Raw genomic sequence first — 23,007 nt, forward strand, 5'->3', positions numbered from 1 at the left:
GCCATGACATCGACCCCCACCCAGTTCATTGCGCAGGCCAGGCAGGACCCGGTCAACGCCGCCCTGCTCTCGCGCCTGCCCGGCCTCGGCCTGCCCCAGGGTTTCCTCACCGCCGGCAGCCTCTTCCAGGCGACATGGAACCATCGCTGCGGCAAACCGCCCGGCTGGGGCGTGAAGGACTACGACGTCTTCTACTTCGACGACACCGACCTGTCGTGGAACGCCGAAGACGCCGTCATCCGCCGCGTGCAGCACGCCGTGGCCGACCTGGGCGCGACCGTCGAGGTGAAGAACCAGGCGCGCGTTCACCTCTGGTACGAAGCGCGCTTCAAGTCGCCCTACCCGCAGCTGCGGTCCGCGCGCGACGGCATCGACCGCTACCTCATTGCATGCACCCGCGTCGGCATCGACCTGGCCGACGAGACGCTCTATGCGCCCGACGGGCTCGACGACCTGGCCGCGGGCATCCTGCGCATGAACCCGCTGCTGCCGATGCGCGAGCTGTTTCTCAAGAAGGCCGGCGACTACCAGGCCCGCTGGCCATGGCTCCAGGTCGTCCAGCCCGAGGCCGCGCACACAGATAGCGCGATTACTTGCGCTTCCAGCTCGCCACCGTGATGAACACGCCAGTCTCTTTCGCATCGCGCAAGCGAACGCTGTAGCGGCCGGCGCCATCGGTGCCGTTGAAGACGATTTCGCGGCCCTCCTGCTCCGGGCTCGCGCCCTTGGTGAGTTCGCGGTAGGTGTCGACCAGCGCGCCGAGTTCGGCGTAGCTGCGCAGCGTGACTTCGGCGTCGGGCAGCTGCGGCTCGTTGCGTTGCGAGCGCTGGTAGTCGGTTCGCATCGGCTTGCCCGCGAGCGCCTTGGGCCGCACGATCTTGCCGCCGCTGGCCGTGCTGTTCACTTCGCCCGCCTGCACCAGCAGCTGGTGCAACGACGCCGGAAAGCCCGGCGGCAATTCATCCTTGCGCCAGCCCGGCACATCGGGCTGGCCCGCGATGTACTCGACGCTGGCGATCTTCTGCGCGTCCGCGGCCTTTGCCGGGTCGTCGCTCTCGGCCATGGCCGCCAGGAAGGCCGGCAGCGTCTTGCCCCAGACGACCAGCGGCGCGGCGTCTGCCTGCTTGGCGCCGGCCGGCTGGAAGATCGACAGCACGGTCTGCGGTGCCGGGTTGCACACGTCCGGCTTGTCGCGCTCCGCCGCCGCCTTGCAATGGCCGTTGACCAAGCCGAGCGCCAGCAGCTTGCCTTCGGCGTCGATCAGCATCGCGGCGCGTTTCTCGCCGTGGTCGCCGCCGTTGACGGACGCGATCACCTTGCGGCCGTCGGGCCACACCGTGCGCGTGATGTCGTGCCTGGAGCGCATGCCCTCGAGCACCTGTTGCGCAATGAGGCTGTCGGGGTCGGTGTAGCTGCCGCGCGCATAGCCGACCATCGCGACCACCGCAGCGCGAATGCCCGGCTGCTCGCTCAAGCGCAGCGGCGGCGCAGGCAACTCGGTGGTGACGGCCCCCGAGGCATCGGGTTGCGCGCCTTGTGCTTGCGCGCCGAGCGCGCCGGCCAGCAGCAGCGACGCGACGATGGTTTTTGCAATCCGTGCGTTCATTCGGAGAGTTCCACTTCGATGTTGGTGACAGCGGGCATGCGGCGCCCGTGCGTCAGATTGACAACAAAGGCCACGCCCTTGCTGCTGCCCGCGATGAAGCCCGTGGGGCCGTTCACGTGGGACACGAAGTCCTTGAGCGGCGGCGACAGCTGCTTGTAGAAGGCAATCACCTGTTCCTGGCTGTCGGTGGTCTGCAGGCGCATCACGCGGCCCGCCTTGGCGTTGCTCACCATCTGCTGGTAGGTGCTGTGGAGCTGCGCGTTCGGGTACAGCGGCACCTGCGCCGCAAAGCCCTTGGGCCGCTTCGCCGGACGGGCCGCGGTGTGCGCGGCGTCCAGCGTGACGTAGTCGGTGCGCACGATCTTCTCGTCCTCGCCGGAGACCAGGTCGTCCTTGGGCACCTGGGTGCTCCACGTCAGCAGCGGCTGCGCCTCGGCGCGATCGACGCCGGGACGCAGGAACACCACCAGTTCCGCATGCTGGTCGTCGCCGCGGCAGGTCGGCGCGGCGCCGCAGCCGCGATGCGCCAGCGCGGCGGCCAGCACTTCGCCGCTGCGGTCGTCGACCAGCACGGCGGCACGCTCGGCGCCGCCATTCATCCGGCGGTAGGACGACAGCAAACGACGGTCACCGGGCAACGCGAGTTCCTTGCGGTGCATGGCGGTGGCCAAGCCGTCGATCAGCTGTTCGGCCACGAGGCCTTCTTGCCAGAAGTACGAGCCCGACGCCATGCCCGCGAAGCGCACCACGGCACGGTCCAATGCGGGCACCTGCATGCCCTCAGCTTGGCCGCCAGCGTTCAGGAACGCAATGGGCTCGGCCGCTGCGGCGGTGCCCAGCGAGGAGAGTGAAAGAACCAGGAAAGCAGAGGAAAAAGCGAGTCGGAATCTGGAAGGCATCGAAAAGAAAAAAGAGAGAAAAGAGAAAAGCGGGAAGGGAGCGTTGCGCTCCGAGCCGGCAGCGCGCAGCCGCCGGGGGTCGGATTCTAGAAGGCGGTACAAACACCTTTGTCAGCAACCCTTCATCGCCATGTCCCGATACCGTCCGCCACCGCCCGCGCCCGACAGCGCACTCCATGCACTCGAACAAAAGCTCGGCGTCGAGCTGCCGCCGGTTCTCAAGGCCTGCTATGCCGCTTCCAACGGCGGCACCTTCGGCGACCCGCGCCGCAGCGACGGCGAATGGCAGTTGCACCCGGTCTTCGACGCCACCGACCGCAAGCAGATGAAGCGCACCGGCGAAGACATCGCGCACTACACCAAGCTGGCGCTGAAGGACGCGCGCTTTGCGCGCAACGGCATCAGCATCGCGCACGACTACACGCTCTTGCAGCAGCTGTTCGTGCTGCGCGACGAGGCGACGGGCGTGGTGGCTGAAGAAATCTTCATGTTCAACGCGTTCGCCGGCACGTGGTGCGAGCCGTATGCAGCCGACCTGCGGGCCGCCATCGACCAGGCCCGCGTACCTGAGGCCGTGCAGCCCGACCCCGCGCGTGCGCTGCCCGAGTTCCGCTACCACGCCGACCCCTTCGCGTCGGGCGTGCTGCGCACGTCGGGCGAGGCTTGCGCATGCTGCGGCAAGGCCACGGGCTACATCTACGGCGGCAGCTTCTACGCGGTGGACGACACATCGAACTTCTGCCCGTGGTGCATCGCCGACGGTTCGGCCGCGGCAAAGTTCGACGGCGAGTTCAACGACGCGGCGTCCATCGGCATGGGCGAGGCCGAGCTGCCCGCCGCCGTGCTGGCCGAGGTGTCGCAACGCACGCCCAGCTTCTTCAGCTACCAGCAAGAGCAGTGGTGGGCACACTGCAACGACGCCGGCCGCTTTCTCGGCGAGATCGAGCATGTCGACCGTGCCCTGCTCGCGTCGGAGGCGGCCAGCGACTTCGTGCGCGCCACCTGCGACGAAGCGGACCTCGGCGGCGACACCGGTTGGCAATGGCTGCTCGACACGCCGTCGCGCAAGCGCGGCATCGCCGTGTTCGTCTTCGGCTGCCTGCACTGCGGCCGGCTGGGTGGCTATGTCGACCACAGCTGACGCGTGAGCGCGACCGGTGCCTCGACGGCACGTTGACGCCAACGAACGGCGCCTGGTGTTCAGGACGCGACTTCGAGCCGCGCACACAGCTGCCGCATGGCGGCCGAAATCGGTGCGATCACCGGCACATGGAAGCGGGGCGCCAGCGCGAGCGCGGCCTGGCCCAAGGGCCCGCCGCCGATGATCACGGCCTGCGCACCGTCTTCGTCCACACAGCGTTGCACGGCGCCTGCCAGCGCTTCTTCCAGCGCATGCGCATCGGCCGCCAGTTCGCGCGGGTCACCCTGCGTCAGCCGGATGCCGGTGTACAGGCCGAGCAGCCCCAGCACGCGCGCGCGCTGCTCGATGGGCGCCACCAGGTCGGGCGTGACGGTGGCGATGCCGAAGCGCCGATGCCCCTGGCTCGCCTCGCGCATCGACGCCTCCGCGATGCCGACGACCGGCACCCGCGCGTTCGCGCGCACCAGATCGATGCCCGGGTCGCCGAAGGCGCTGACGATCACGCCGCTCCAGCGTGTGCGACCGGCCTCGTGCCACACCTTGAGCACCTCCCCGGCCGCGGCTTCGAGTTCGCGCTCGTTGACGATCATCGACGGACCGCCGGCGGCAGTGCGACCGGTCACGCGGCACCCGGCCGGCGCCTCGCCGTTGGCGATCTTCACCATCATCTCGGTGGTGGCCGCCGACGAGTTGGGGTTGATGAGCAGGATGTCCGTCATGCGTGGCGCTTTCTGAAGAGTTCAGCCTGGCTGTGCGGCCTTGGCAGCCGAAGCGGTGCCGGTGGCCGGGCCTTCGCCTGGCAGCGGCAGCGCGTCGGGCGACTGGCCGTAGGTTTCCGGCACGCTCTGCACGCTGATCACGAACACCGCGTACATGCCGGCGGCCAGTCCGAACACGCCGACGAGGCCGAAGGCGTCGAACAGGCGTCCGGCCACGAGCGGCATCAGCGCCCCCGCGGCAGTGCCCGTGGCCAGAATGAACGCGGTGCCGAAGGCGCGCACGCGCGTCGGGTACAGCTCGGGCGCAAAGATCCAGATGGTGGTGTTCAGCAGCAGCACGAAGAACTGGAACACCGCACCCGCGATCAGGATCACGACGATGCTCTTCGCCACGAAGCCGATGGTCAGGGCCGCGAGGCAGGCGCACACCGCGCCGGCCGTCAGCACGCGCTTGCGCGGAAAGTGAAAGCCCAGCAGCGAGGCCGCAATGGCGCCCAGCAGGCTGCCGCCCTGCATCACCATCGTGAAAAGCAGGCTCTTCGACATGCTGTAGCCCAGCGCGACGAGGATGGTCGGCATCAGCGTGAGCACCGAGATCTGCGCGCCGTAGGTCATCCAGATGGTGATGCACAGCGGAATGGTGCGGCGCGCCAGCGCACCGCGAAAGATCTCGGTCACGCGCACCTTGACCTTCGCGGCCTGCGCCATGGTGCCGTCGTCGGTGATGTACTGCTGCTGCGGCACGTTCCTGGCCGACAGCCGGCCCGACGCCAGCCGCGACAGCACCGAGTTGACTTCCTTCACCCGGCCCTGAGACAGCAGGAAACGCGGCGTCTCTGGAATGTAGCGACGGTAGAACGCACCCAGCAGCGCCGGCACCATCAGGCAGGCGAACAGCCAGCGCCACGCGTTGTCGCCGGGGAACATCCAGAACACCAGCAACCCGAAGCCCGGCGCCAGAAAGTTGCCGAGCCCGCCGGCGCCGACGTTCACCAGCCCGACCGCGGTGCCGCGGAACTTGGTGGAACAGAACTCGGCCAGCATCGTCACCGCGATGGCAATCTCCCCGCCCAGGCCGAAGCCGACGATGGCACGACCCAGCGCCATCACGGCGAAGTTCGGCGCCATCGCGCACACGCCCGCCCCCAGCGTGAACAGCAACAGGTCGATCGAGAGCATCACGCGGCGCCCGTACCGGTCGGCAATGAACCCGGAGACGATGCGCCCGACGGCCGCGCAGGCGAAGGTCACGGTGTTGAGCAGGCCGATGTCCGATGCGCTCAAGCCCCACTGCGCGCGCAGCATGGGCCCCACGATGCCGACGGCGTTCTGCTCGAAGCTGTCAAACAGGCAACCGATCAGGATCAGGAAGATGATCGTGTGGTGCGACCGCGTGACGCCGATCTTGTCGAGCGCACGGTCGAGCTCGGCGACCCGGGGCGAGTCGGGCCCGGATGAAAGTGCAGGTCCAGCCATGGAAAACTCCTTGGGAAAGGAAGAAGTGCTTGCTCGGTGCCGTCCGGAATCGCGTGTCGCATGCTATCGGCGACTCCTTCGGCGTGGCATATGGATTTCACCTAGTTGGCTTTTGTGAAATTCATATTTCAGTGATGCACGGCAACAAGCAAGCAGCGTGCCCGGGTTTTGGCGCCGCCGCGAAGGCAATGTCGTGCGAGATGCACCGTCGGCAAACGGCTGCGCACTGTTGAAGTGCGCCGGGTGCGCGGAGCCGGCGGAAGATCGAGCCGCGCCGGTGCGGCTCAGCGCCGGCTCAGAGCTCGCCGCTTTCCTCGTGGCCGAGCTCGATGGCGGCCAGCCGCTTGCGGCCGGCGGAGCCGGAGGCCTCGATCACCATCGTGGCAAGCAGGTCGCACACGCCCATCACCGCCGTGTGGTTGTCCAGCAGGCCCGGGCCGCGGCAATCGCACTGCAGCGACCAGGTGGCGCCGGCAAAGTCGGGCGATGCCTGGTCGCTGATGTAGAGAATGCGCGCGCCGATGCGGCTCGAGGCCTCCAGCAGCATGGCCATCTGCCGCGTCTGCCGGCGCATGCCGAAGACGATGACGCAGTCGCGCATGCCCAGCGCGGCCACGTGCTCGGACAGTGTTTCCCCCGGTCCCGGAATCGCCGTCACGCGCGGCACCACCTGAATGATCTGCCAGCGCAGGTACTGCGCAAAGGCATGGCTGCTGCGGCTGCCGAAGATCAGCACCTGGTTCGCGCCGATGATCGCCTTGACGATTTCGGCCATCTGCCGGTCGTCGAGCCGGTCGAAGGTGCTGGCCAGGTTGGCCTGCGATTGCTGGAAGTGCGTGGCCACCAGGTGGCCTCGCTTGGACGCCTGCGTGGCGGTCTGGAACAGCGGCGAGCCGGTCTGCTTTTCTTCGCGGACCTGGCGGCGGGCTTCCTCGTAGGTCTCGTACCCGAGGCGGCGAATGAAGCGGCTCACCGTGGAGGGCGACACGCCGGCAAGCTCCGCCAGCTCGTTGCCCGCATAGCTCGCCAGCTCGCCCGGAAACTCCAGCACGAAGTCGGCAAGCTGGCGCTCCGTGGCGGACAGCTGGTCGAGCTGGCTGCGCACGCGGCGAACGAAGGAGTCGGTGGGTGGAGGCATGGCGGTTGGGGCACGCCATGATGCCATGGCGTGCACGCCGCATTTCATCCGCCTTTGCGCGCTGACAGCAGGATTGCGGTGTGCCCGCCATCCGGTTTCAGACCGCAGCGGCCGCGATCTCCAGTTGCGTCAGACGCCGCGCCATGCGCCCGACGAAGTTCTGCGTCACGTGCGGCAGCACGCGCTGCGAGGGCACCACGATGCCGACCTGCAGCTGGTCGAGCGCCGGCAGCTCGAAGGGCCGCCAGATCAGGTCGCCGCGCTTCAGGTCGTCGATGAAGGCGATCTTCGAGAAGCACGAGATGCCCTTGCCGGCCATGATCAGCCGCTTGAGCATCGGTGTCGAATTGCAGGTGGCGGCCGGTTCCATGTCGTCCCAGAACGCGGCGAACTCGGGCGACAGCGCCGCGCTGATGACCGGGTGCGAGCTGGAGCGCAGGAACGGATAGCGCGCGCATTCCTTCAGCGACACGCGCGCATGGTTGGCCAGCGGATGACCCGGCGGCATCACCACGCCGATCGGCAGGTTGGCCAGCGCCACCGCCGCCACGCCGCCCGGCAGCCGGCTCACGAAGGTCATGCCCACGTCGACCTGGCCCGACATCACCATCTGCGCCACGTCCATCGGCTGCACCGCGGTGATGGTGTACGTCACGGCCGGGAACACCTGCAGAAAGTCTTCCACCGCCGAGGGCAGCATCTCCTCGAAGAACGAGTCCATGGCCGCCACCTTGACGTGGCCGGTGCGCTCGCCCTTGAGCGCATCGAGTTCGGTGCGCATCACCTGGTACTCGTGCAGCGTTTCCTGCGCATGCTTCAGCAGCCGCTCGCCGGCCGCGTTGAGCCGCAGGCCGTTGGGCATGCGGTCGAACAGCTCCACGCCCAGCTCGTCTTCCAGCTTGTGGATCTGCCGGTTGACGGCGCTCGCAGCCACGAAGAGCCGCTCGGAGGCCTTGCGCACCGAACCGCAGCTCGCGACCTCGATGAAGTATTTGAGGATGCTGGCATGCATCAGCCGGCCCTCCCCGCTTGCAGCCGCTCAACCGTGCGTGTGCGGCATCGCGGCAATGGCCGGGTGGTCGCAGGCCACGCGCCTCGCGTCGGCGCCGCCCGGCGAGCCGAGCCCGCTGACGTTCGCCGCGAAGAACTCGCGGTTGATGCCGGTGAAGTGCGCCATTTCGGGCGGCAGCCGAAGGTCTTCGTAGATGGCCTGGGTGGGGCAGGCGGACACGCAAACGCCGCAGTCGATGCATTCATCCGGGTGAATGTACAGAGTGCGCTCGCCTTCGTAGATGCAATCGACCGGGCAGCACTTGACGCAGGCGCCGTCCTTGACGTCGATGCAGGCGGCGGTGATGACGTAGGGCATGGCATCGGGCCTTCGTGACGGCGGGCGAGCCCTAGCGGCCCAGCCACTGCGGCTTGCGCTTCTGCTGGAACGCCAGCACGCCCTCGTCGGCATCCTGCGACTGCAGCGCCGCCACCAGCGCCGGCAGCCGCATGCGGTGCGCCTCGGCCGGCGACAGCGTGCCGGTGCGGCGCACCACCTGCTTGATGGCCTTGAGCGACAGCGGCGCGCAGGCCAGCAGATGCTGCACCCAGCGGTGCACGGTCGTGTCCAGCTCCGCGCGCGGCACCACCTCGTTGACCAGGCCCATCTCCAGCGCGCGCCGCGCCTTCACGCGCTGGCCGGTGAGCATCATGCCCATGGCCTGGCGGTAGGGAATCTGCCGCTGCAGCAGCAGCATGCCGCCGTCCAGCGGCAGCCGGCCCACCAGCGGCTCGGGCAATCCGAAGCTGGCCTCCTCGCAGGCCACGACGATGTCGCAACCCAGCACCATCTCGAAGCCGCCGCCCAGCGCGAAGCCGTTGACGCGCGCGATCACCGGCACGTCCAGCGTCTCGCGCAGCGCGATGCCGCCGAAGCCGCCGGGGCGCGCCGCGGCCCAGTACTCCACGCCCTTGAGGTTGGAGGTGTTCTTCAGGTCCGCGCCCGCGCAGAACGAGCGCTCGCCCGCGCCGGTGAGCACCACCGCGCGGATGTCGTCGCGCGCTTCGATCTCGGACCAGATGCGCTGCAGCTCGGCCTCGGTCGGCAGGTCCACCGCATTGAGCACGTCGGGGCGGTCGATGGTGACCGTGGCGACGTGATCGACAACCTCGAAAAGAACGCTCATGCCCCGGTCTCCTCGATCAGTGCGCGCGCTTCGGCCAGCACCTCTTCGGTGTGCTGCCCCAGCTTGGGCGGGTCGCGCCGCAGGCCGGCCTTGGCGCCCGACATGTGGATCGGGCTGGCGATGAACCTGAGCTTGCGCCCGGGCGACGAACCGCCTTCCAGGATCATCGCGTTGTGCAGCGTCTGCGGATCGACGAGTGCCTCGCGCATGTCGCGCACCGGCGCAGAGAGCAGGTCCTGCTCCTCCAGCTTGGCGAGCCAGTGCTCGCGCGTGCCGCTGGCAAAGCGCTCGTGAAAGATCGCATGCAGTGCCGTCTTGTTAGCGAACTGCGCCTTCAGCGTGGCGTAGCGCGCGTCGAGCGACAGGTCTTCGAGCCCCAGCGCCGTGCAGATGTCGCGCAGCGGGTTGGCCTTGAAAGCACCCACCAGCACCAGCGGGCCGGTCTGCGTGTCGAACACCCCCGACAGCGGCATGGCGGCCCAGTTCACCTCGGAGTCTTCCATCATCACCATGGCTGCCTCCTGCATCTGCATGGCGAGCATGGAGTTGTAAAGCGACACGGAAATCTTCTGGCCCTCGCCCGTGCGCTCACGCTGCAGCAGCGCCAGCAGAATGCCCTGCACCATGTGCATGCCCGCGGTGTAGTCGGCCAGCGCCGTCGGGTAGATCGACACCGGCACCGAGGCGTCGGCGCGGCGCGCCATCACGCCGGTAAGCGCCTGCGCGAGCACGTCCTGCCCGCCCTTGTGGGCATACGGGCCGGTCTCGCCGAAGCCGGTGCCCACCGCATAAATGATGCGCGGGTTCAGGCGCTTGCAGTCTTCGTAGCCCAGGCCCAGCCGCTCCATCACGCCGGCGCGGAAGTTGTTGGTGACCACGTCGGCGCCGGCGATCAGCGCCTTCACCAGTTCCATCTGCTGCGCATCGCGCAGGTCGATCTCCACGCTGCGCTTGTTGCGGTTCAGGCTGCAGAAGATCGGGTTGTCGTGGCCCGCCACGGGCGCGAAGGTCGAGCGGCTCAGGTCGCCCGCGCCCTTGCGCTCGATCTTGATCACGTCGGCGCCATGGTCGGCCAGCATCTGCGTGCAGACCGGGCCCATCATCACTTGCGTGAAGTCGATCACGCGAATGCCGTCCAGCGGCAGTGCACCGGTGCTCATGCAGCCTCCTGGGTGAACGAACGCGCAATGTCGGGCACGTCGGCATTGGGGCCCTTCTGGTCGCCCGGGTCTGCGCCCTGCGCGCGCAGCGTCTTCTGCAGCTTCGCGATGTCGACCTCGCGCACCGACACACCGGCATTCAGCGCCAGCGCCGCGGCCGTGCCCGTGGCCTCGCCCATCGCCATGCAGGGCGGAATCTCGCGCGAGATCTTCTGCGCGGCCGAGGTGGCCGAGTAGTGGCGCCCGGCGACCAGCAGGTTCTCGACGCTGCGCGGCAGCAGCGTGCGGTAGGGGTAGTAGTAGTCGCGCCCACGGGCCACGCTGTCCTCGAAGCGCGTGCGCTGCGCCACGTCTTCCTTGGTCATCACGTAGGCGCCTTCGAGCAGCCGCGTCTGGCGGATGCCGGTCTGCGGCGCCATGTCGATCAGCGTGCACTTCGAAAAACCCGGCAGCCTGGCGCGCACGAACTCGATCACCTTGTGGATGGTGGCGCGGCCCTGCACCTCGGCACGCGTCAGGTCGCTCACCTTCAGGCCGTCCAGGCCCGGCATGTGCGGACAGTTGCACCACACCACGCCCGGCAGCGGCGTCTTGAGCCACCAGGCCTCCCACGCACCGCCCAGCATGTGCTTGATCTCCCGGTCCAGCGCCTGCCAGGCCACGGGCTCCTCGCGCTCGAAGCGCTCCGCCTCCTCGGTGTCGACCGCGCCCAGGCGGAACACGGTGGTCACGATGTAGCTGCCGCTGATGTGCGGCGCGCCGGCCGAGGCCGCCACGTCGAGGTCGCCGGTGGTGTCGATCACCACCTTGCCCAGGATGGCTTCGCGCCCGCCCTTGGTCTCGCAGACCACGCCCTTGACCTTGCCGTCTTCCACCAGCGTGCGCGAGAACCACGAATGCAGCCGCAACTCGATGCCGGCCTGCTGCACCATCTCCAGCGAGGTGCGCTTCCACGCATCGGGGTCGAAGGCGGCGGCGAAGCAGATGGGGTGCGGCTTCTCCTTGCTGTGGAAGTCGTAGGTGCCCCAGCGCTTCCAGCGCCGCACCGACTCGGGCAGCGTGCCCCAGTCCTGCTGGCGCGGGTACTCGGCCAGGCCCAGCGCGGACATGCGCTCGATCATCTCCAGGCAGATGCCGCGCACCGAAATTTCCTGCTGGTGGCTGTCCCACATGTCGTCCAGCACCAGCACCATGCCGCCCGAGGCCAGGCCGCCCAGGTGGTTGTAGCGCTCCAGCAGCGTCACGCTCGCGCCGTTGCGCGCGGCGGCCAGTGCCGCGGCCTGGCCCGCGGGCCCGCCGCCGACCACCACCACGTCCGACTCGGCCGCCACGCGCACGTCGTGCGCGGGCTCCTGCATCCAGTCGCCAATACGGCTCATAGAACTATCTCCTTTAGAAATGTTGGGATGCGGCGGCACGCGGGCCACCGCCTGTTGGAAGTGCGGCAGCGCTCAGTGCACGCTCTCGGGTTGCCAGCGGATGACCCACTTCTCCGCCAGCGTGACCAGCAGGAAGAACAGGCCCGACAGCGTGGCGCTCATGACGATCGCGGCGTACAGCAGCGGCGAATCGAAGTTGAAGGTGGCCTGCAGGATCATGGCGCCGATGCCCACCGTGGCACCCACCCACTCGCCCACCACCGCACCGATCACGCACATCGACGCCGCGATGCGCAGGGCCGAGAACAGGTAGGGCAATGCATTCAGCAGCCGCAGCCGGAAGAAGATCTCGGTCTTGCTGGCGGACAGCACGCGCATCAGCTCCATCGCCTGCGGGTTGACCGACTCGAGCCCGCGCACCATGTTCACCAGCGTCGGAAAGAAGCACACCAGCGCGGCAATGGTGATCTTCGGCTCCATGCCATTGCCCATGATGAGCACCAGCACCGGCGCCTTGGCCACCAGCGGCACGGCGTTGAACATCAGCACCACCGGAAAGAAGATGTCCTGCAGCGTCTTGTTGTGCACGAAGACCGTGGCCACCGCAATGGCCGCGAGGTTGCCCAGCACGAAGCCGCCGGCCGCCTCCATCGCGGTGGGCAGCAGGTTGTCGAGCAGCACGGCGCGCTTGGCGTAGAGCGTCTCCAGCACGGCCCACGGCGTGGGTGCGATGAAAGGCTTGACGTCGAACACGGCAATCACGGCCCACCACAGGAAGAGAAGGCCGGCGATGCCCAGCGCCGGCAGGATGCGCCGGCGCCACAGGCGCCTTTGCCGCGCGGTGGCCCAGGCCTGGTATTCGGGGTCGACCGGTGCGGCAAAGGCACCGGGCACGGCGGTGTCGAGGGAGCGTGTGTTCATGGCATCGGCCTCAGCAGGTTTCCAGCACGCGCCGTAGATGGCTCGTGAGGCGAACGAATTCGGGGGTCTCGCGCATCTCGAGGGTGCGTTCAGCGGGCAGCTCCACGGGCACGATCTCGCGCACGCGCCCGGGGTTGGCGGCCAGCATCAGCACACGCTGGCCGAGGAAGGCCGCCTCGTGGATGCTGTGGGTGACGAAGAGGATCGTCACGCCGGTCTCGCGCCACACGCGCAGGATTTCTTCGTTGAGCCGGTCGCGCGTGATCTCGTCGAGCGCGCCGAAGGGCTCGTCCATCAGCAGGATCTTCGGGTCGCTGGCCAGTGCGCGCGCAATCGACACGCGCTGGCGCTGGCCGCCCGACAGTTCGTGCGGAAAGGCGTGCGCGCGGTCCTTCAGCCCCACCAGCTCGAGCAGCTCCTGCGGCGAGCGGCGGCCCTTGCGGCTCGCGCCGCCGCCGACCTGCAACGGCAGCTCCACGTTCTGCAGCGCGGTGCGCCACGGCAGCAGCGCCGCATCCTGGAACACGAAGCCGATGTCGCGGTTCTTGCGCGCGGCCTGCGGCGTGGACGACAGCACCTCGATGCGGCCGCGGTTGGGTTGCAGCAGGTCGGCCACCACGCGCAGAAAGGTCGACTTGCCGCAGCCCGAGGGGCCCAGCAGCGTGAGGAATTCGCCGAGCGCCACGTCGAGGTCCAGGCTCTGGATGGCGGTGACGTCGCGGCGCTCGGTGAAGAAGCGCACGCCGATGTCGCGGCACGCGATGGCCGGTGCGGGTGAACGGGCTGTGTCTAGAACGGCGGCCATCGTGTCAGGCCTTCATCGCCCGCGCGGCGGCGGTGGCCTTGAGCGGGTCGAGCGAGATCACGTCGTCCACCTTCGGCGTGCGCGCGGTGAACTGGCCCAGGTCCGCATAGGTGGTGATCTGCTCCTGCCACACGGCCGGGTCCATCGCGCCCCAGCCCTGCGTCTGCGCGGCACCGCCGAAGGCGTACTCGAGCATCACGTCGACCGCCACGCGCTCGTCTTCGCGCTTGAGGTTCGGGTACTCCTTCACCAGCATGTCCACCGCCTGGTCGCGGTTGGCGCGCACGTGGTGCCAGCCCTTGGCGGTGGCGCGCAGGAAGGCCTCGATCACCTTGGGCTGGGTCTCCAGCGTCTTGGTCGATGCGTAGTACGGCAGCGCATAGAGGCGCACGCCCGCGTCCCACTGCGTGAGCGTGGCGATGTCGGGGCCCAGCACCTTGATGGCCGTGGTGTTGGTGAGCCAACCCGTCACCACGTCGACCTGGCCCGTGAGCAGCGGCGACATGTCCGCGCCGATGGAGACGACCTTCACGTCCTTCTCGGCGATCTTGTTCTTCGCGAGCAGCGCGCGCAGCAGGATGGCGGCCGTCGATGGAATGCCCACCCGCTTGCCGACCAGGTCGGCCGGCTTGCGCACCGGGTTCTTCGCGAGTGAGAAGTAGGTGTACGGATGCTTCTGCGCGCCCACCGCGAAGCACTTGATCGGCAGGCCCTGCGACACGGCCAGCATGATCGACGGGCTCGACGACACCTGCCCGACCTCGTAGCGGCCCGAGGCGATGATGGCCACGCCGTCGATGTTGGGGCCGCCCGGCTGGATCGCGAAGTCGATGCCCTCCTGCTCGTAGAAGCCCATGCGCTTGGCGACCACCTCGCCGATCTGGTTGCCCCCCACGATCCAGCCCAGCTGCATGTTGATGCGCGCCTTGCCCTGTGCGAAGGCGTCGACGCTGAGCAGGCCGCCGGCGGAGAGACCGCCGGCGATGAGGGACGTCTTGAGGAGACTTCGGCGACCGGGGTCCCGGAGATTGGCCATGGCGAATTCCTTGTGGATGCGATGAGGTGAACGGATGCTAGGAGCGCGCGGCGAGCGCACCAAGCACCGTTTTTCGCAACGGGCGAACTAAAAAATAGGTCCCCTTGCGCTTCCCCAATGACATCGCGGTGCATGAGGCGCACCGGCGTGCACCACATGCGGGAAAACGTGAATCCCGCGGCTAGAAAAGACCTTGCTGCGCGGTCGTCAACGCCACGAAGCTCTCGCCCATCGGCTGCAGGATGGCGTCGGCGATCGGTTGCAGCTGCTTGCTCAGGTAGTGCTCGTAGTCGATGCGGGAATGGCGCGTTTCCAGCGGCTCGGGCCCGTTGCGGGTCATGACGTATTGAATCCAGCCGCCGCTCTGGTACTGCATGGGCCGCCCGACACTGGCGTTGTACGCGTCGGCGATGCGCGCGGCGCGCACCTGCGGCGGCACGTTGACCAGGTAGGCATCGAGCGGGTGGCGCAGGCGCTTCCTGTAGATGAGCAGGTCGTCCTTGGCGCCAGCCAGCGTAGCGCGTGCATAGTCGGTCACGAACGCCTTGTACGGCTCGCCCTGGAAGATGCGCGACAGCAGTCCCTCCTGGAACTGGCGCGCCAGCGGGGTCCAGTCGCTGCGGGCCATCTCCAGGCCGCGGTAGACCATCTCCTCCTTGCCCGAGGCATCCATGCTCAGGCCCGCGTAGCGCTTCTTGCTGCCCACCTCCGAGCCCCGGATGGTGGGCATGAAGAATTTCCTGTAGTGGGTGTCGAACTCGATCTCGAGCAGGTTCTCCAGGCCCTGCTCCTCGCGCAGGGTGCGCGTCCACCAGCCGTTGATGTCCCCCGCCAGGTCGGCCGCGACGGCGTGCGCTTCCTCGTTGCTATGGGTGCGCCTGAGCCAGATGAAGATGGAGTCGGTGTCGCCGTAGATGACCTCGTACCCCCGGCGCTCCACGAAGTCGCGCGTGAGCTTCATCATCTCGTGGCCCCGCAGGGTGACGGCGGACACCAGCTGGGGATTGAAGAAGCGGCACTCGGCCGCACCCAGCACGCCCGCGAAGGAGTTCATGAGCAGCTTCAGGGCCTGGGACAGCGGCTCGTTCCTGACCCGCTTGGCCTCGTCGCGGGCAAGCCAGAGCGTGGTCACGATTTCCGGCAGGCAGTGCTTCTCGCGGGAGAAGACAGTCCCTCCCGGCCCCTTGACGCGCATCGCCGGATCGCTGGCGTTCGCACCTTCCATCAGGCCCACCGGGTCGACCAGGAAGGTGCGGATGATCGAGGGGTACAGGCTCTTGTAGTCCAGCACCACCACCGAGTCGTAGAAGCCCGGCTTGGAGTCCATCACGTACCCGCCGGGATAGGCCTTGCTCGCGATCTCTCCCACGTTCGGCGCCACGTAGCCCAGGCGATGCATGCGCGGCAGGTAGTGGTGGCTGAACGCGGCAATGGAGCCGCCGAAGTGGTCGGCCTGCAGGCCGGTGGCGTGGGCGCGCTCCATCATGAACTGCAGCAGCTTCGCCTTCTCGAAGATGCGCAGCACCAGCTCGCAGTCGCGGATGTTGTAGCGCGCGAGCGCGGGCTTGTCCTGCTGGTAGCGACGCTCGATCTCGGCCATCTTGTCGTACGCGTCGCCGATGGACTTGCCCTCGCCGAGCAGCGCTTGCGACACGGTCTCCAGGCTGAACGAAGGAAAGCTCCACACCGCGGCCTTGAGTGCGTCGATGCCGTCGATGACCACCCGGCCGGGCATGGGCGCGAACAGGTAGCCCTGCTTGCCCGGATGGGTGCGCCACGCGACAGGCCGCCGCTCACGCCCCAGCAGGAGCGGCGCCCCGCAGTCGTCGGCTGTCTTCTGCAGCACGCGCAGGTCGAACTGGATGACGTTCCAGCCGATGAGGACGTCGGGGTCGTTGCGCTCGAACCAGTCGTTGAGCCGCTCGAGCATGGCCTTGCGGGTCGGGCAATAGACGAGCGAGAAGTCCGTGGGCTCATCCGGCTCAGCCGATTCAGCCGGCTCGGGCGGCGGCTCGCCCAGCATGAAGACCACCCGTTCCTGCGTGCCGTCCAGCGCAATGGAATAGAGCGCTTCGTCCTGGCTCGTCTCGATGTCCAGCGACACCACCTTCAATACCGGCCTGAATTCGGGCGCGGGCTTGAGCTTGCAGTCGATGAGGGTGGCGCCGTCGACCCGCCCTCCTTCCACCCGCACGCCGGCGGTGATGAACCGCTCCATCAGGTAGCGGTCGTGCGGACGCACGTCGGCTTCGAGCAGCGGAATACCCTGCGGCTGCAGGGCACGCGCCAATCGACCGAGCTGGCGGAAGTGCATTGCATAGACACCGACGACGGGTTCCTGGTGGAAGGTCTTCAGTTCGAGTTCGCGCAGTTGCATGCCCGGCATGCCCGCGAGCTGCGCCTGCACCGCCGCCCTGTGCCGGGTCGCGACGAATGCGACGGAGCTCCGGGCGGTCAGGAGCACTTTCAGCGGCCCCGCATCGGTGGCCAGCCAGTACTCGATTTCGGTGCCCGACGGGGCATCGCGCCAATGGCGAGTGAGGATGAAGCCCTTGAGTTCGGTGGACGCCACGAGAGCTTGAAGAGTCGGATGAGGCGGAAGGGCGGGCTGGGGCACGGCCGATTTTCGCCCGGTTGTTGCGGCTACGCAGCGTCCGGAATCTAGCGCGGGCCGCCGTCCTCGATGTCGGCCGCGAACTTCTGCAGGAGGCGCACCAGTTCCTCGAAATCCTGCGGCTCCCAGTTGGCAAAGATGGCGCGTGCGATGCGTTCGCGCGCCGCGTCGACGGCGTCGGTCATCAGCTTGCCCTTCGGCGTCACCACGGCTTCGCGCACGCGCCGGTCGTGAACACCGCCCTGGCGCTCGACCAGACCCAGACTCTCCAGCTTCGCGACCTGCCGGCTGACCGTGGTGTAGTCGCGCCCCACACGGTCGGCCAGCTCGACCACGCCGATCGGCCCGACCCGCTCGATGCCCACCAGCAACGGGAACAGGGCGCGGTCGAGCGAAATGCCCGCTTCGCGCACCATTGCCTCGTCGCGCTGCGGCCGGTTCATGACGCTCACCACGGTCAGCAGCGCACCGTGCAGCGAGCGCAGTTGCACGGACATATGTGCATCTTGCACATTTATTTTCTTTGGCATAGCATCCACTCCTATTGAGTGCATATTACACACATTGGAGCTTTCGATGACCCAGGATCCTTCTGTTGACGTACTGATCTGCGGCGCCGGCGCGGCCGGCCTCACGCTCGCCATCGACCTGGCGCGGCGAGGTGTTTCCTTCCGGCTGATCGAGAAGCTGGACGCGCCTTTCAAAGGCTCGCGCGGCAAGGGCATCCAGCCGCGAACGCAGGAGGTCTTCGAGGACCTGGGCATCCTCGATCGCATCGTCGCGGCCGGCGGCCTGTACCCGCCCTCGCGGGAATACCGCGCCGACGGCAGCTTCACCGAATCGCTGGTGATGACGCACGAAGCGCCGACGCCCGCTGAACCCTATGGCATTCCATTGATGGTGCCGCAGTTCCTGACCGAAGGCACGATGCGCGAGCGCCTGGCCGAGCTCGGGCATCGCCCGGAATTCGGCTGCGAACTGGTCGGCTTCGCGCAGGACGAAAGCGGCGTCACGGCGCGGCTGGTCGGCGTGGCGGGCGAGGAGACGCTTCGCGCGCGTTTTCTCGTCGGTGCCGACGGCGGCCGCAGCTTCGTGCGGCATGCGCTGGACATCGGCTTTCCGGGCAAGACGCTGGGCGTGCGTGCCATCGTGGCCGACGTCGTGCTGACAGGGCTGGGGCGAGACGCGTGGCACCGTTTCAACGACGGAGAGATGGATGCGCAGATGTCCCTGTGCCCGCTCGCGGGAACGGCGTTGTTCCAGCTGCAGGCACCGATGCCGCTGGAGGGCGACATCGACCTCGGCGCGCAAGGCCTGACCGCGATGGTCGCCGCGCGCACCGGTCGTGACGACATCCGGATCCACTCGGTCTCGTGGGCCTCGGCCTTCCACATGAACGCGCGTCTGGCCGATCGCTACCGCGCAGGCCGCGTGCTGCTGATCGGCGACGCCGCACACGTCCATCCCCCGACCGGCGGCCAAGGACTCAACACCAGCGTGCAGGATGCCTACAACCTGGGCTGGAAGCTGGCGGCCGTTGCCGCCGGGGCACCCGCGACATTGCTCGACAGCTACGAGGAAGAACGCCGCCCCATCGCCGCAGACGTGCTCGGGCTTGCCACGAAGCTGCTCGGCGATGCGAAGCGGGGCGACATGCGGCGCGGGCGGGAGGTGCAGCAGCTCGACCTCGGGTACCCCGGATCGTCCCTCGCGATGGAGATGCCCCCACGCGTCGACGGCCTGCAGGCGGGAGACCGCGCACCCGATGCGCCGGTCACCGGTGCCGCCGGGCAACCCGTGCGCCTGTTCCAGCTCTTCAAGGGCGCGCACTGGACCCTGCTCGGCTGGGAGGTCGATCGCGGCGACGTGGCGCCGCGATCGGGCCTGCACGTTCACGCCTTCGGCGACAGCGGCGACCTGCGCGACGATGGTGGCCACTTCCGCAAGGCCTACGGACTCGCCCCTGGCGATTGGGTGCTGGTGCGGCCCGACGGTCATGTGGGCGCCATCGTCGCCGGCGCCCAGCTCGCGGCGCTGGAGCGCTATCTGCAAGGCGTCGGCCGCAACGCGAAGCACTGAGGGAAAACGCCGAGCTCCGCCTCCACGTTCATTCCTACAGTCGAATCCGTCCGCGCGGACGCAGGCAGCAAAGAACAAAAGGAAGACGCGCCATGGAATTCGACTACGTGATCGTCGGTGGCGGCTCCGGCGGCGCCACCCTGGCCTCGCGCCTGAGCGAGGACCCCGGCGTGCAGGTCTGCCTTGTCGAAGCCGGCGGCGAGGGGCGCGGCATTCTGGTGCGCGCACCGGCTGCCACAGTGGCGATGCTGCCGGGCCGCCCGCGCATCAACAACTACGCCTACCGGACCGTGCCGCAGCCGGGCCTGGACGGCCGCCGCGGCTACCAGCCGCGCGGGCGCTGCCTGGGCGGCTCGAGCGCGATCAACGCAATGCTCTATGTGCGCGGCCACCGCGAGGACTACGACGACTGGGCCCGCGCAGGCTGCGCCGGCTGGTCGTTCGACGAGGTGCTGCCCTACTTCATTCGCGCCGAAGGCAACCAGCGCGGTGCGAGCGCGCTGCACGGCGCCGACGGGCCACTGCAGGTGGCCGAGCAGCAGAGCCCGCGCGCGATCACCGAAGACTTCGTGCGCGCCGCGCAATCCTGCGGCATTCCGCGCAACGACGACTTCAACGGCCCCGAGCAGGAAGGCGTGGGCCTCTACCAGGTCACGCAGTTCCATGGCGGCGCGAAGAATGGCGAGCGCTGCTCGGTGGCCGCGGCCTACCTGCACCCGGCGATGAAGCGCTCCAACCTCAGGGTGCTGACCGGCACGCAGGCGCTGCGCGTGGTGCTCGACGAACGGCGCGCGGTGGGCGTCGAGGTGCGGCGCGGCGGCAAGGCCGAGACACTCGCCGCGCGGCGCGAGGTGGTGCTGTGCGGCGGCGCGTTCAACTCGCCGCAGCTGCTGATGCTCTCGGGCATCGGAGAACCCACCGAGCTGGGGAAACATGGCATCGCGGTACGGCACGCATTGCCGGGCGTCGGGCAGAACCTGCAGGACCACACCGACTTCATCCTGTCGTACACCTCGAAGGACACCGACCTGTTCGGCATCGGCGCGGTCGCGGGGCTGAAGCTGATGAAGGCCGCCTTCGAGTGGCGCAAGCGCGGCACGGGGCTGGTCGCCACGCCGTTCGCCGAGGGCGGCGCCTTCATCAAGTCCTCGCCCGAACTGCGGCGGCCCGACCTGCAGCTGCACTTCGTGATCGCCATCACCGACGACCATGCGCGCAAGCTGCACATGGGCTTCGGCTTCTCGTGCCACGTGTGCGTGCTGCGGCCCAAGGGCCGTGGCGACGTGCGGCTGAACGATGCCGATCCGCTGTCGGCGCCGCGCATCGACCCGCGTTTCCTGTCGGAGCCGCAAGACCTGGCGCTGCTGCTCCAGGGCGTGAAGAAGACGCGAGAGATCCTGCGCGCCCCGGCGCTCGCGAAGTACCGGCACCGCGAGCTCTACACCGCCGACGCCCGCACCGACGAAGAGCTCGTGCGCCATATCCGCGCGCGCGCCGACACCATCTACCACCCGGTGGGCACCTGCAGGATGGGCACGGACGCGATGGCGGTGGTCGACGCGCAGCTGCGCGTGCATGGCATCGAGAACCTGCGCGTGGTCGATGCCTCGGTCATGCCCACGCTGATCGGCGGCAACACCAACGCGCCGACGGTGATGATGGCCGAGCGCGCGGCCGACTGGATGCGCGGGCCGATCACCTTCGACCGCGCCGTGCAGGACGCTAGGACGCCTGCGACGAGCCCCTGACCACCAGTTCGCCGGGCAGCAGCAACTGGCGCGGCGGCACGTCGAGGCCGCGCAACCGTTCGATCAGGCAGTTGGCCGCCGTGCGCCCGATGGCATCGGTCGGCTGGGCCACGGTGCTCAGCCCCGGGCCGATGAGCGAGGCCCACTCGGGATCGTCGAAGCCGACGAAGCCCAGGTCGTCGCCGAACCGCCAGCGCAGCCGGGCCATCGCCTGCGCCACGCGCAGGGTGACCACCGCATTGCCCGCGACCACGGCCGCGCGGCGCCCGCGCCTGGCGCGCTGGCGCAGGGCGCGCAACGCTTCGTCGAGCGCCTCGTGGCCCCCTTCGACGCATTCGAAGATCTCGCCGGCCACGCGCGGCTCGTGCGCGGCCACGCAGGCGCCGAAGGCCGCCGTGCGTTCGCGCCGCGAGCTCACGCCCTTCTGCGGCTCGGTCACGTACAGCAGCTCGCGGTAGCCGCCTTCGACCAGGTGGCCGCAGGTGGCCGTCATCGCGGCGTGGTTGTCCAGCGAGACGAAGTCGGTGTGCATGCCGGTGTGGCGGCGGTCGACCAGCACCGCCGGCTTGCCGTGCAGCGTGACCGCGTCGACCACGTTGCTGCCGCGGCCCAGCGTGTTGAGGATGAAGCCGTCGACCTGGTAGCCCGCGAGCGCATCGATGGCCTCGCGCTCGCGTTCGCTCTCGTTGCCGAGGTTGAACAGCATCACGAGGTAGCCGGCGTCCTGGCAGGCCTTCTCGGCGCCGCGCAGCACGGCCACGGAGTAAGGGTTGGTGATGTCGGCCACGATCAGGCCGATGAGGCGCGAGCGGCCGTGGCTCAGCGCCTGGGCCATCGGGCTGGGCGAGTACTGCAGCGCCGCGATCGCGACCTCGACGCGCGCGGCGATGTCGGGGCTCAGCAGGCGTTCGCGGTGGTTGAGAAAGCGCGAGACGGTGGCTTTGGAAACGCCGGCTGCTTCTGCGACGTCGGCGATGGTGGCGCGGCCGCTCGGCTTCATGGTCTTGCTCCTTCCCCCTTTGGGGGAAGGTCGGGATGGGGGCGGGCAGAGCGCTCGATGGATGCGCCGCTTGCCCCCACCCCTGCCCTCCCCCAGCGGGGGAGGGAGTAAAGCCTGGGCACGCTCATGCGCTCGCCGTGTCGTACGGCGCTGTCGGCTTCTCTCCAGCCAGCACCTGCAGCAGATTGGTCGTCGCAAGCTCGGCCATCGCATGCCGCGTCTCGTGCGTGGCCGAGCCGATGTGCGGCAGCGGCGTCACGCGCGGATGCGTGCGCAAGGGCGACTCGGCCGGCAGCGGCTCCTTGGCGAACACGTCGAGCCCGGCGGCGCGCAGCGTGCCGTGATCGAGCGCGTGCAGCAGCGCCTCTTCGTTCACCGTGGCGCCACGGCCACCATTGATGAACGAAGCACCCGGCTTCATGCGCGCGAAGAAACCGGCGTCGATCATGCCGCGCGTCGCGTCCGTCAGCGGCAGCATCGCCAGCACGATGTCGGCACGCGCCAGCAGGTCGTCCAGCGGCGTGTGGATGGCGCGGCCTTGCAGCTCGGGCGCCTGCGTGGCCAGGTCGACCGCGCGGCGCGAGTGGTAGAGCACCGGCATGCCGAAGCCCAGGGCGGCGCGGCGCGCCACGGCCTGGCCGATGCGCCCGAAGCCGAGGATGCCCAGCGTCTTGCCGTGCACGTCGGTGCCGAACAGTTCTTCACCGATGTTTTTCGTCCAGCGGCCCTCGCGCACCAGGTTCGACAGCTCCACCACGCGGCGCTGCGTGGCCATGAGGATCGCGAACACCGTGTCGGCCACCGTCTCGGTGAGCACGTCGGGCGTGTGGCACAGCACGATGCCGCGTTGGTGCAGCTCGGCCAGTGCGTAGTTGTCGACACCGACCGACACGCTGGAAATCACCTGCAGCTGCGGCGCCGCGTCGAGCAGCGCGGCGTCGACGTTGTAGCTCGAGCCGATGAGTCCGTTCGCGGTGCGCAGCGCCGCGGCGAAGGCCTCGGGCTCCTTGCGCGGATCGACCACGGTGACGTGGTGTGCGGCCTGCAGGCGCGCCAGCTGGTCTTCGGGCAGCGCCCGGAACACGAGCACGTTCTTTTGCGTCATGGTC

Annotated in this window: 21 protein-coding genes; 4 read left to right on the forward strand and 17 right to left on the reverse strand. The window is 68.6% G+C overall.

What is annotated here, in order from left to right; translation table 11 throughout:
• Positions 1 to 3 precede the first annotated feature (3 nt).
• Positions 4 to 618 carry a nucleotidyltransferase family protein gene (locus tag ACSFBM_RS19240; RefSeq protein WP_435485789.1) on the forward strand — a complete coding sequence of 205 codons (615 nt, stop codon included), beginning with the start codon at positions 4 to 6 and terminating at the stop codon, positions 616 to 618.
• On the opposite strand, the gene ACSFBM_RS19245 is transcribed toward ACSFBM_RS19240, so the two are convergent.
• Together ACSFBM_RS19245 and ACSFBM_RS19250 are read right to left on the reverse strand one after the other, a co-directional pair.
• Positions 590 to 1,606, reverse strand: a complete 1,017-nt coding sequence (locus ACSFBM_RS19245; RefSeq protein WP_435485790.1) for a hypothetical protein — start codon at positions 1,604 to 1,606, stop codon at positions 590 to 592. The two genes, ACSFBM_RS19240 and ACSFBM_RS19245, sit on opposite strands and share 29 nt — an antisense overlap.
• Positions 1,603 to 2,505 carry a hypothetical protein gene (locus ACSFBM_RS19250; RefSeq protein ID WP_435485791.1) on the reverse strand — a complete coding sequence of 301 codons (903 nt, stop codon included), beginning with the start codon at positions 2,503 to 2,505 and terminating at the stop codon, positions 1,603 to 1,605. Before ACSFBM_RS19250 ends, ACSFBM_RS19245 begins: the two co-directional genes overlap by 4 nt.
• Positions 2,506 to 2,635: 130 nt before the next feature.
• On the opposite strand from ACSFBM_RS19250, the gene ACSFBM_RS19255 reads away from it, so the two are divergent.
• The gene (locus ACSFBM_RS19255) at positions 2,636 to 3,646 is read left to right on the forward strand and encodes a CbrC family protein (RefSeq protein WP_435485792.1); all 1,011 of its coding nucleotides are present in this window, start codon (positions 2,636 to 2,638) and stop codon (positions 3,644 to 3,646) included.
• Between the two features lie 59 nt (positions 3,647 to 3,705).
• Here the strand turns inward: ACSFBM_RS19255 and ACSFBM_RS19260 are convergent, their stop codons facing one another.
• The 13 genes from ACSFBM_RS19260 to ACSFBM_RS19320 all read right to left on the reverse strand — a co-directional run bounded on the left by ACSFBM_RS19260 (position 3,706) and on the right by ACSFBM_RS19320 (position 17,568).
• Entirely contained in the window at positions 3,706 to 4,365 is a 660-nt protein-coding gene (locus ACSFBM_RS19260) for an aspartate/glutamate racemase family protein (protein WP_435485793.1), read from the reverse strand.
• Between the two features lie 21 nt (positions 4,366 to 4,386).
• The gene (locus ACSFBM_RS19265; RefSeq protein ID WP_435485794.1) at positions 4,387 to 5,841 is read right to left on the reverse strand and encodes an MFS transporter; all 1,455 of its coding nucleotides are present in this window, start codon (positions 5,839 to 5,841) and stop codon (positions 4,387 to 4,389) included.
• Between the two features lie 295 nt (positions 5,842 to 6,136).
• The gene (locus ACSFBM_RS19270; RefSeq protein WP_435485795.1) at positions 6,137 to 6,979 is read right to left on the reverse strand and encodes a MurR/RpiR family transcriptional regulator; all 843 of its coding nucleotides are present in this window, start codon (positions 6,977 to 6,979) and stop codon (positions 6,137 to 6,139) included.
• A 97-nt stretch (positions 6,980 to 7,076) separates the two neighbouring features.
• Positions 7,077 to 7,991: a LysR family transcriptional regulator gene (locus tag ACSFBM_RS19275; RefSeq protein ID WP_435440146.1), complete on the reverse strand. Its 915-nt coding sequence runs from the start codon at positions 7,989 to 7,991 to the stop codon at positions 7,077 to 7,079.
• 27 nt (positions 7,992 to 8,018) lie between these two features.
• Positions 8,019 to 8,348, reverse strand: a complete 330-nt coding sequence (gene fdxA, locus ACSFBM_RS19280) for a ferredoxin (protein WP_435485796.1) — start codon at positions 8,346 to 8,348, stop codon at positions 8,019 to 8,021.
• Between the two features lie 31 nt (positions 8,349 to 8,379).
• A complete protein-coding gene (locus tag ACSFBM_RS19285; RefSeq protein ID WP_435485797.1) occupies positions 8,380 to 9,156 on the reverse strand; it encodes an enoyl-CoA hydratase-related protein in 777 nt (258 codons plus the stop codon).
• A complete protein-coding gene (locus ACSFBM_RS19290) occupies positions 9,153 to 10,316 on the reverse strand; it encodes a CaiB/BaiF CoA transferase family protein (RefSeq protein WP_435485798.1) in 1,164 nt (387 codons plus the stop codon). Before ACSFBM_RS19290 ends, ACSFBM_RS19285 begins: the two co-directional genes overlap by 4 nt.
• Positions 10,313 to 11,695, reverse strand: a complete 1,383-nt coding sequence (locus ACSFBM_RS19295) for an FAD-dependent oxidoreductase (protein WP_435485799.1) — start codon at positions 11,693 to 11,695, stop codon at positions 10,313 to 10,315. The genes ACSFBM_RS19290 and ACSFBM_RS19295 overlap by 4 nt, the downstream gene beginning before the upstream one ends.
• Before the next feature lie 72 nt (positions 11,696 to 11,767).
• Positions 11,768 to 12,616: an ABC transporter permease gene (locus ACSFBM_RS19300; protein WP_435485800.1), complete on the reverse strand. Its 849-nt coding sequence runs from the start codon at positions 12,614 to 12,616 to the stop codon at positions 11,768 to 11,770.
• A gap of 10 nt (positions 12,617 to 12,626) precedes the next feature.
• Positions 12,627 to 13,421: an ABC transporter ATP-binding protein gene (locus ACSFBM_RS19305; RefSeq protein WP_435485801.1), complete on the reverse strand. Its 795-nt coding sequence runs from the start codon at positions 13,419 to 13,421 to the stop codon at positions 12,627 to 12,629.
• Positions 13,422 to 13,425: 4 nt separating this feature from the next.
• On the reverse strand, positions 13,426 to 14,457 hold the full coding sequence (locus ACSFBM_RS19310; RefSeq protein ID WP_435485802.1) for an ABC transporter substrate-binding protein: 1,032 nt from the start codon (positions 14,455 to 14,457) through the stop codon (positions 13,426 to 13,428).
• 181 nt (positions 14,458 to 14,638) lie between these two features.
• The gene (locus ACSFBM_RS19315; RefSeq protein WP_435485803.1) at positions 14,639 to 17,029 is read right to left on the reverse strand and encodes a DNA polymerase II; all 2,391 of its coding nucleotides are present in this window, start codon (positions 17,027 to 17,029) and stop codon (positions 14,639 to 14,641) included.
• An 89-nt stretch (positions 17,030 to 17,118) separates the two neighbouring features.
• Positions 17,119 to 17,568: a MarR family winged helix-turn-helix transcriptional regulator gene (locus ACSFBM_RS19320; protein WP_435485804.1), complete on the reverse strand. Its 450-nt coding sequence runs from the start codon at positions 17,566 to 17,568 to the stop codon at positions 17,119 to 17,121.
• A 79-nt stretch (positions 17,569 to 17,647) separates the two neighbouring features.
• On the opposite strand from ACSFBM_RS19320, the gene ACSFBM_RS19325 reads away from it, so the two are divergent.
• Both ACSFBM_RS19325 and ACSFBM_RS19330 read left to right on the forward strand, forming a co-directional pair.
• On the forward strand, positions 17,648 to 19,150 hold the full coding sequence (locus tag ACSFBM_RS19325; RefSeq protein WP_435485805.1) for an FAD-dependent oxidoreductase: 1,503 nt from the start codon (positions 17,648 to 17,650) through the stop codon (positions 19,148 to 19,150).
• Positions 19,151 to 19,242: 92 nt separating this feature from the next.
• Complete coding sequence (locus ACSFBM_RS19330; RefSeq protein ID WP_435485806.1) at positions 19,243 to 20,898, forward strand: GMC family oxidoreductase; 1,656 nt, start codon at positions 19,243 to 19,245, stop codon at positions 20,896 to 20,898.
• Here ACSFBM_RS19330 and ACSFBM_RS19335 read toward each other — a convergent pair.
• Both ACSFBM_RS19335 and ACSFBM_RS19340 read right to left on the reverse strand, forming a co-directional pair.
• Positions 20,873 to 21,898, reverse strand: a complete 1,026-nt coding sequence (locus ACSFBM_RS19335) for a LacI family DNA-binding transcriptional regulator (protein WP_435485807.1) — start codon at positions 21,896 to 21,898, stop codon at positions 20,873 to 20,875. The genes ACSFBM_RS19330 and ACSFBM_RS19335 overlap by 26 nt on opposite strands.
• A gap of 124 nt (positions 21,899 to 22,022) precedes the next feature.
• Positions 22,023 to 23,003 carry a 2-hydroxyacid dehydrogenase gene (locus tag ACSFBM_RS19340; protein ID WP_435485808.1) on the reverse strand — a complete coding sequence of 327 codons (981 nt, stop codon included), beginning with the start codon at positions 23,001 to 23,003 and terminating at the stop codon, positions 22,023 to 22,025.
• Positions 23,004 to 23,007: the final 4 nt, after the last annotated feature.

This window comes from Variovorax pasteuri (genome assembly GCF_051216435.1).
Lineage (GTDB): Bacteria > Pseudomonadota > Gammaproteobacteria > Burkholderiales > Burkholderiaceae_C > Variovorax.

Bases quoted from the DNA above. Each gene is read 5' to 3' on its own strand.
- ACSFBM_RS19240 (WP_435485789.1), top strand. From the start codon at position 4: ATGACATCGACCCCCACCCAGTTCATTGCGCAGGCCAGGCAGGACCCG.
- ACSFBM_RS19305 (WP_435485801.1), bottom strand. From the start codon at position 13,421: ATGGCCGCCGTTCTAGACACAGCCCGTTCACCCGCACCGGCCATCGCG.
- ACSFBM_RS19325 (WP_435485805.1), top strand. From the start codon at position 17,648: ATGACCCAGGATCCTTCTGTTGACGTACTGATCTGCGGCGCCGGCGCG.
- ACSFBM_RS19290 (WP_435485798.1), bottom strand. From the start codon at position 10,316: ATGAGCACCGGTGCACTGCCGCTGGACGGCATTCGCGTGATCGACTTC.
- ACSFBM_RS19300 (WP_435485800.1), bottom strand. From the start codon at position 12,616: ATGAACACACGCTCCCTCGACACCGCCGTGCCCGGTGCCTTTGCCGCA.
- ACSFBM_RS19295 (WP_435485799.1), bottom strand. From the start codon at position 11,695: ATGAGCCGTATTGGCGACTGGATGCAGGAGCCCGCGCACGACGTGCGC.
- ACSFBM_RS19270 (WP_435485795.1), bottom strand. From the start codon at position 6,979: ATGCCTCCACCCACCGACTCCTTCGTTCGCCGCGTGCGCAGCCAGCTC.
- ACSFBM_RS19285 (WP_435485797.1), bottom strand. From the start codon at position 9,156: ATGAGCGTTCTTTTCGAGGTTGTCGATCACGTCGCCACGGTCACCATC.
- ACSFBM_RS19320 (WP_435485804.1), bottom strand. From the start codon at position 17,568: ATGTCCGTGCAACTGCGCTCGCTGCACGGTGCGCTGCTGACCGTGGTG.
- ACSFBM_RS19265 (WP_435485794.1), bottom strand. From the start codon at position 5,841: ATGGCTGGACCTGCACTTTCATCCGGGCCCGACTCGCCCCGGGTCGCC.
- fdxA (WP_435485796.1), bottom strand. From the start codon at position 8,348: ATGCCCTACGTCATCACCGCCGCCTGCATCGACGTCAAGGACGGCGCC.
- ACSFBM_RS19255 (WP_435485792.1), top strand. From the start codon at position 2,636: ATGTCCCGATACCGTCCGCCACCGCCCGCGCCCGACAGCGCACTCCAT.
- ACSFBM_RS19330 (WP_435485806.1), top strand. From the start codon at position 19,243: ATGGAATTCGACTACGTGATCGTCGGTGGCGGCTCCGGCGGCGCCACC.
- ACSFBM_RS19250 (WP_435485791.1), bottom strand. From the start codon at position 2,505: ATGCCTTCCAGATTCCGACTCGCTTTTTCCTCTGCTTTCCTGGTTCTT.
- ACSFBM_RS19275 (WP_435440146.1), bottom strand. From the start codon at position 7,991: ATGCATGCCAGCATCCTCAAATACTTCATCGAGGTCGCGAGCTGCGGT.
- ACSFBM_RS19335 (WP_435485807.1), bottom strand. From the start codon at position 21,898: ATGAAGCCGAGCGGCCGCGCCACCATCGCCGACGTCGCAGAAGCAGCC.
- ACSFBM_RS19340 (WP_435485808.1), bottom strand. From the start codon at position 23,003: ATGACGCAAAAGAACGTGCTCGTGTTCCGGGCGCTGCCCGAAGACCAG.
- ACSFBM_RS19245 (WP_435485790.1), bottom strand. From the start codon at position 1,606: ATGAACGCACGGATTGCAAAAACCATCGTCGCGTCGCTGCTGCTGGCC.
- ACSFBM_RS19260 (WP_435485793.1), bottom strand. From the start codon at position 4,365: ATGACGGACATCCTGCTCATCAACCCCAACTCGTCGGCGGCCACCACC.
- ACSFBM_RS19310 (WP_435485802.1), bottom strand. From the start codon at position 14,457: ATGGCCAATCTCCGGGACCCCGGTCGCCGAAGTCTCCTCAAGACGTCC.